Below are 5,892 nucleotides of genomic sequence, written 5' to 3' on the forward strand. Positions count from 1 at the left end.
AAGTAATCTAGTACCGGGAATTGGCGCGTCACCCGATAAAATGCTCCAAGCCCGACTGGTCAACTACGCCGATGCCCATCGCTATCGCGTGGGTGTGAACTTTAACCAAATTCCGGTAAACAAACCCCGTTGCCCCGTAAACAGCAACGCCCGTGATGGCCTCGGTCGTGTTGATGGCAACTATGGCGGCAGACCTCACTATGAACCCAATAGTTTTAGTCAGTGGCAGCAACAACCCCAGTTTGCTGAGCCTCCTCTTAAAATTAATGGCGATGCAATGCGCTATGATTTTCGTGAGGACGATGACGATTACTTTAGCCAACCACGGGCATTATTCAACTTAATGACCGATGAGCAAAAACAAGTGCTGTTCGATAACACTGCCGCGCAAATCGGTGGCGCACTCGACTTTATTCAATACCGTCATATTCGTAACTGTACCCGTTGCGATCCCGCGTATGGAGAAGGTGTCGCACGGGCATTAGGATTAACCGTTGACGATGCCATCAAGGCGCGAGAAACCGACCCAGCCAAAGACTTCCCGGGTTGTTTATAGTCAACAAGCAAACAAAAAAGCGCTAGTTAAACACTAGCGCTTTTTTTTCGTTTATCTTTTGCTCTTTATCCTATCAGCCAATCTCGTTGATGGGGGATAAATGCCAGTAAAGACATAAAGCAGTCGTTAGAAGGGCATTTTAAAGCCTGGCGGTAATGGCATACCACCGGTCACTTCGCCCATTTTTTCCTTTGACATTTCTTGTACACGGCGCACCGCATCATTGCAGGCTGCAGCGACCAGATCCTCAATCATGTCTTTGTCATCGTCCATTAGCGATTCATCAATCTCTACGCGACGAACATTATGGTTACAGGTCATGGTAACTTTCACCATGCCAGCACCTGCTTCACCTGTCACTTCCAATTTGGCCAGTTCTTCCTGGGTCTTTTGCATGCGCTCTTGCATTTGCTGCGCTTGCTTCATGATATTACCCATTCCACCTTTAAACATGGTCGACTCTCTCTGTATTAAAAATTAATATGTTACTCACGGGGACGAATGGTATCTTCTAACACCGTTGCTGAAAAGCTTTCACACAATAAAGTGAATGTTTCATCTGAACGAACAACGCCGCGAGCATGCTCTTGCCGCATAGCATCTATTCTGGCCTGAAGTGTCAGCGGTGTTTGTACCGGCTCACCCAGTACAATATCCAATTCAATGTCTTCTTCTAAGGCCTCGGATAGCGCTTGCTTAAGTTGCGCCACCGCACTGTCATTTAATAGATGGTCTTGAGTGCGGTCTAATTCAAGGGTGACTTTTTGGTTAACTTTTGAAAATGCTGAATTCAGCACGATTTGTTTGGTTAATCCAACCAACCCTAAGCGAGCAACAAGATGACTCCAATCGTCAATTTGTCGCCCACGCAACAATTTTTCCCCGTTCGGCAAGTACGGTGTCAATGATTCATGTAGCTTATCACCATCCAAAGACGGTAACTTCATGGCATCACTGGCCTCGTTATTCACCGTAACCGCGCCCTCTTGGTCAGCCGGCGTTTCTATTTCCGCGGGCCTTGCCAATGTCGGCTCAGGACTCTGTGAGGCCGGCTCAGTGGCGATATCTTCCAACACCCAAGGCGGAGGGGCGGCCCTATCCTCTTGGGGTGTTACCAGCGTCTGTGCGTCCACGGTAGGCACTTGTGCTGCATCCGGTTGAGCTTTCTGATGATGATTAATGGCCACGCTTTTGTCAGACTGACTTAAACGCATTATCCGTTCAGAGGGGCTCTCGTCCGTATTACTGTGCTTTTTTTGCGGTGATTCATCAGCCTCCGTGCGGCCTTTTTTTAATTGTTGCCGCAACGCAAGCATGTGTTCGATTGACGTTGTGTTTGTTGCTGTACCCAAAGGCGTGGTCTGTGCCGCAGGGGGATCCTCTACATTATCCGCCTCAACCTCAGTAATCGGTTGTGTTGGCTCAGAACGCCCAGCGTCTTGCCGGTATTGTTCTGCATGATGCTCAAGATCGGCTTGTTGCGCGTTCAGCTCGTCAATAACAGGGTTAGTATCATCTTCATACTCACTGTATTCAGCTTGAGGCTCTATGGATACCGCCGATGGTTTAGATGCTGATTCGCCGTCCTGCACATCCGTGGGCTCAGGCAAATGATGCCCTTGTCCCGCGCCTTTTTGAATTAACGATAGGTCATCGTCAGAACTGGGGACGGGGGCAAAGGACATCATTCGTAACAATGTCATTTCTAACCCAGAACGACCGTCTAACGCATAAGGCAAGTCTTTTCTACCTTGGAGGACAATTTGATAATAAAGCTGTACCTGTTCGGCAGAAATTGTTTTAGCTAGCTGGTAAATGGCTTTGGCCGATGTGGTTTCTAATTTGCAGACATCGGGGATCCACTGGGTCAGCGCCACCTGATGTAATAAACTGGACAGTTCCGCAAGCACCTGACTGTAGTCAGGAGACTGTTCTGCCATTCTATCCACAATAGCCATCATGCCCTTAGGCTGCTTTTTTACCACACTGAAGAGTAATTTTAGTATGTGATGGCGATCCATTAACCCCAGCATATCGGTAACCACTGCCGATAGCACCTGATTGTCACCTTGGGCAATGGCCTGATCCGTGAGACTTAACGCATCACGCATACTGCCTTGCGCCGCTCTGGCGAGCAAGGCAATGGCTGGCTGCTCGAAGGAAATCTCTTCTTCGTTTAAAATATGGATCAGCTGCCCCGATATTTGTTCTCGCGACAACGCTTTTAAATTGAACTGCAAACAGCGCGATAAAATGGTGATGGGCAGCTTTTGTGGATCCGTGGTCGCCAGCAAAAATTTTACGTGGGGAGGAGGTTCTTCCAGTGTTTTAAGCAAGGCATTAAAGCTGTGCTTAGACAACATGTGCACCTCATCGATAAGGTACACTTTATAACGCCCTCGCGTAGGCTTGTACTGCACATTATCAAGAAGCTCACGGGTATCTTCCACCTTGGTACGGGAAGCTGCGTCAATTTCGAGCAAATCAACATAATTGCCCTGCTCAATCTCGGTACAGGTATAGCACTTACCGCAAGGCGTGGCACTTTGCCCTTCCTCGCAGTTTAAGCTTTTTGAAAAAATACGCGCAATCGTGGTTTTACCCACACCTCGAGTTCCGGTAAACAGGTAAGCGTGATGCAAGCGGTCATTATCGAGTGCATTGGCAATGGCAGTCACTACGTGTTCCTGACCAACCAGTTCACTGAAAATTCGAGGCCGCCACTTTCTGGCGAGTACCTGATAACTCATAGGGATCCCGTTTTACTATTCACCATCAAATTCACAGATAGAAAAACACTCTACATTGACGGCAGCAAGCTTCTCGTAACCACCTAAATCAGGTAATCCGATAACAAAACCCGCATGTTCAACAATGCCCCCTAACGAGCGGATAAGTTTCGCAGAGGCATCAATGGTTCCACCTGTAGCCAGCAGATCATCGATAAGCAATACACGATCTCCTGGTTCAATGGCATCCCGATGGATTTCCAAGGTGTCCATACCGTACTCTAGCTCATAGGTTTCACTCACCACTTCGCGAGGTAACTTATTGGGTTTACGTACAGGTACAAAGCCCAAGCCTAATTCAATGGCCAATGGCGCACCAAAAAGAAAGCCTCGGGCTTCTGTACCGGCGACTTTATCAAATCCCATTCCCTGATATTTTTCTACCAATAGAGAAATACAAGCAGAAAACGCTTTGTGATCTTCCAGTACACTGGTGACATCACGAAAAATAATACCCGGCTTAGGGTAATCGGGAACGGATTTTACGACAGATTTTATATATTCAGCAGTCACTTTTTTGCCTTAGATTACAGCCAAAAAGTGAACCAGCCAGCAATGACATGCATCAGAGGAAATGCAACTAACGTAACAACGCACGCTAGAAAATACCACCAATTAAACACTTCTTTAAACTCGCCATGATCAGCCATAATCAATACCTGAAATTACTAAGTAAAAAATGGGAATAAATGGTAATCGAAACGTCACATGAATGACAGTGCTAATGTGTTTTTTTAGTTACAACAAATTTTCATCTGCTTCATAGCCGATACGAAAACCACCCCAATGACGCCCGTTAACATAAATGGGAACAGACAAATCATGCATGATCTGCCCCGTATCTCGTTTATAGGTTTGCAGTAAAAAGCTTTCTGTATTTTGAGCACATCGCTTGCCCGTGACATCATCAAATATTCTTTTGGTTCTGCTGTTGGCTAAATCAATATCATAATTTCCCGTTAAGGGTTTACTGAATTTTAGGTTGTGAGTAGGAAAGTAACCATTTTTATCCACCGCACCGGCATAAATGACATACGAATGGCGTGCTAGAATAGGCTCTTGAATCACCGGTAGTTGGGCATCAGTAAACTGATCAAAGGCACTGGTGTATTTCTGTGGCCGCGTGTTGGGTATGGGTGTATACGCAAAGTTAAATAAATCCCTTTCACTAATAGCCCCTTCGGTAATGGCCGATTCAAACAAAGCGCCAATCGCTTTGGCCCCTTGAATGGCAGCGCTAAGTACATGGGTATTTCTATCTTCGATGGCAAATTGCTGAAGCGCCCTGAATATATTTTCTGTCTCACAACTGAGCGAAAACGCTTTTTCGGCGACGTCTTTTAAATCACCTTCAAGGTGCTGGGTATTTTGATGTAATTGCACGGCGTTGACGCTAATCCCTTGATTCGCTTCTTGGTGTTGTTCAACGGTATAATTCACCTGCTTCATGGCATTTGCCGCAATAGATGAAATACTGCTGGTTTCTTCGATAAGGGAGGATACTTCCACCACGGCACTGGACATACCTTCACTGGCTGACGATACATTAGAAATGGAATCCACTGAACGTCGACTGTATTGATTGATCTTACCCAAAACCTTATCGATCCCCTGGGTAGCGCTGGCCGTTTTCTGCGCTAAATCCCGCACTTCATCTGCCACAACGGCGAACCCCCGCCCCTGTTCACCGGCACGGGCGGCTTCAATGGCTGCATTTAGTGCTAACATGTTGGTTTGGTCTGCCAATTGATTTATGGTGGTGGTGATCCCGCTTATGGCATCGGCATTGTGGCGTAACGACCCCAGCATTTCCGTGGCGGCGTCGATTTCCTTTTTAAGTTGCTGTTGCTGCGTCATAAGTTCTGCTAACGCTTCTTTACAGCGATGGGCTTTTTGGTCGGACTCCTGAATTTTAGACTGGGCATCCCCGGAAAGCCTAACCAGTTGTTCATTGCCGTCTTCAAGTTGCTTTATGCGTTGGGCGATTTCTTGAACGTTGTCAGTTTGCTGATGAAAAACATCGGCTAATTTGTCGAGAAAAAAGGAAACATTGGCTCCGCCAATGGCAATACGAGTGGCCGATTTATTGATGGTACTGGCGTCTGATTTATGATTTTCTGCTTGGCTAGGGTCTACTACGGTGGGCGTTCGCACTGATTGCTTCGACGCAATTAATATCACCGCTATCACAAAAACCATTGCTCCTACCAGTCCTGATAGGGGAAGCCCTGAGAACCCCATATACGCCAAACCATAGGTACCGATAAACGTAATAATTCCCAACACAAATGCTTTAATCATATCAGCCATTATTCATTTCTCATTTCTCATTTCATAATACTATAACCTATATTTACAATTTGGTTACATCATGAACATGAATACTGTAAACAGAAAAAACGCTGAATGGCGAATGTTCATTCCTGAATAAGAATAAGTTGTCCAGTTTTGGGATCCCGCTACACCTGCCCTAAGGATTAGATCCCACCTTGCCCCAAACGCAAAAAAGGCCACTCATTTGAGTGGCCTTTTTCTTAAATTGGGAGC

General features: G+C 46.3%; 5 protein-coding genes. 1 reads left to right on the forward strand and 4 read right to left on the reverse strand.

Features of this window, described 5'->3' with window-relative positions:
• On the forward strand, positions 1–556 hold a 556-nt coding region (locus V5298_RS19485), incomplete at its 5' end, for a catalase (RefSeq protein WP_332933095.1).
• A gap of 126 nt (positions 557–682) precedes the next feature.
• On the opposite strand, the gene V5298_RS19490 is transcribed toward V5298_RS19485, so the two are convergent.
• The 4 genes from V5298_RS19490 to V5298_RS19505 all read right to left on the reverse strand — a co-directional run bounded on the left by V5298_RS19490 (position 683) and on the right by V5298_RS19505 (position 5,655).
• Positions 683–1,009: a YbaB/EbfC family nucleoid-associated protein gene (locus V5298_RS19490; RefSeq protein WP_332933096.1), complete on the reverse strand. Its 327-nt coding sequence runs from the start codon at positions 1,007–1,009 to the stop codon at positions 683–685.
• A 32-nt stretch (positions 1,010–1,041) separates the two neighbouring features.
• Positions 1,042–3,306, reverse strand: a complete 2,265-nt coding sequence (dnaX, locus tag V5298_RS19495; protein WP_332933097.1) for a DNA polymerase III subunit gamma/tau — start codon at positions 3,304–3,306, stop codon at positions 1,042–1,044.
• A 15-nt stretch (positions 3,307–3,321) separates the two neighbouring features.
• Positions 3,322–3,858, reverse strand: a complete 537-nt coding sequence (apt, locus tag V5298_RS19500; protein WP_332933098.1) for an adenine phosphoribosyltransferase — start codon at positions 3,856–3,858, stop codon at positions 3,322–3,324.
• A 225-nt stretch (positions 3,859–4,083) separates the two neighbouring features.
• A complete protein-coding gene (locus V5298_RS19505) occupies positions 4,084–5,655 on the reverse strand; it encodes a methyl-accepting chemotaxis protein (protein WP_332933099.1) in 1,572 nt (523 codons plus the stop codon).
• Positions 5,656–5,892 lie beyond the last annotated feature (237 nt).

The organism is Alteromonas sp. 14N.309.X.WAT.G.H12 (assembly GCF_036697315.1).
In the GTDB taxonomy this organism is placed as follows: domain Bacteria; phylum Pseudomonadota; class Gammaproteobacteria; order Enterobacterales; family Alteromonadaceae; genus Alteromonas.